The sequence below is a fragment of the Aquabacterium sp. A08 genome (assembly GCF_011742065.1).
The window spans coordinates 1-1,802 of sequence record NZ_JAAQQT010000583.1 but is presented as its reverse complement, the minus strand read 5'-3'; the positions used below and the strand labels follow the sequence as shown (position 1 = coordinate 1,802).

Sequence of the window (1,802 nt, the reverse complement as noted above, 5' to 3'; positions counted from 1 at the left end):
CGCCGAACGCCTGTACACCGACGGCGTCTACCCCACCGCCGATGGCCGCGCCCGCTTTGCCGCCCTGCCCTACACGCCCCTGGCCGAAGAGCGCGAGTCCCGCTACCCCTACGCCCTCACCACCGGGCGCCTGCGCGACCAGTGGCACGGCATGACCCGCACCGGCACCCTGGGCAAGTTGTTCGGCCACGTGGCCGAGCCCGAGGTGCAGATGCACCCGCAGGACATGGCCGAAGCCGGCCTAGAAGCCGGCGATCTGGTGCGCGTCACCAGCAAGCGCGGTCAACTGGTGCTGCCGGCCCAGCCCTCGCACGAACTGGCCCGGCGCCAGTGCTTCATTGCCATGCACTGGGGCAGCGAATGCATCGGCGGCCGGGCCACCGACGGCACCGCCTTGGCGGGCGTCAACGGCCTCACCACCTCGGCTTACTGCCCCACTTCCAAACAACCGGAGCTCAAGCACGCGGCGGTGCGCATCGACAAAGCCCGCCTGCCCTGGACCGTCCAGGCGCTGGCCTGGCTGCCGGCCGACCAGGCCCTGGCCGCCCAACGCGCACTGCGGCCCTTGCTCTCGCGGTTCGACCACGCCACCTGCATCCCGTTTTCCGCGCTCAACACCTCGGGGCAGACCACCGACCTGACCGGCCTCTGGTTCCAGGCGGCCCACGCGCAAGCCCCCACATCGACCCCTGACTGGCTGCCGCTGTTGGTGCACACGCTGCAACTCGATGGCCCCGACACCCTGCGCTACGCCGACGCGCCGCGCCACCAGCAACGCCGTGTGCGCCTGAGCCGGGACGCGGGCCATCGGGTGCAAGCGTTTTTGCTGGCCGGGGACACCCAATCCAGCACCTGGCTGTCCTCCCTGCTGCGCGACAGCCTGCCCGCCCCGGCCAGCGGCCTGGCGCTGCTGCAAGCCACCGCCCACCCACCCGCGGGGACGCCGGTGGCGCGCAGCAAACCGGTCTGCAACTGCGTGGGCGTCACCGACCAAGCCATCGTCCAATTCTTGCAACACACCCCGGGTGAGCCCGCCCAGCGGCTGGTGGCGCTGCAAAACGGCTTGAAATGCGGCACCCAATGCGGCTCCTGTGTGCCGGAACTCAAACGGCTGGTGCAGCACACCGCCGCCGCAAGCGATGCAATGGCGCACTGAAACGTGGGCACGCAATTTATTCTTATAACCTTTTCTTATCAAGAAAACATCAAAATCGGACCATGGGCATTTCGGCATACCTCAAGGACATCGGGCGCGGCAAAGACGGCGCCCGGGCCCTGAGCCGCGCGCACGCCGCCGACCTCATGGGCCAGGTGTTGGACCAGCAAGTCAGCGACCTGGAACTCGGCGCCTTCTGCATCGCCATGCGGGTGAAGGGCGAAACGCCGGAAGAACTCGCCGGCTTCCTCGACGCAATCCATACCCGGCTGCCCGCCCTGCCCACCAGCACCGCGCCCACCGTCGTGCTGCCCAGCTACAACGGCGCGCGCAAGCTGCCCGTGCTCACCCCCTTGCTGGCGCTGAGCCTGGCCCAACGCGGGTGCCGCGTGCTGGTGCATGGCCAAACCCGCGACCCCGGCCGCCTCACCAGCCACGAAGTGCTGCAGGCCATCGCACAACATGCGCCGACCCTGCCTGTGGGCACACCGACCGACCCCAGCCTCCTGCGCTCCGCGCCCGGGGTGGACTTTGTCCGCACCGCCACGCTCCTGCCCGGTCTGCAACGCCTGCTGGACGTGCGCCGCGTGGTCGGCCTGCGCAACAGCGGCCACAGCCTGGTCAAGCTGATGCAACCGGCGGCCGG

The 1,802-nt window shown here is 69.5% G+C and carries 2 protein-coding genes; both read left to right on the top strand.

From position 1 onward, the window contains the following. Positions 1-1,156: molybdopterin dinucleotide binding domain-containing protein (locus HA630_RS07410; protein ID WP_208300007.1), on the top strand; the 1,156-nt coding region annotated here is incomplete at its 5' end. Between the two features lie 62 nt (positions 1,157-1,218). After that, the coding region (ybiB, locus tag HA630_RS07405; protein WP_166833772.1) for a DNA-binding protein YbiB at positions 1,219-1,802 on the top strand (584 nt) is incomplete at its 3' end.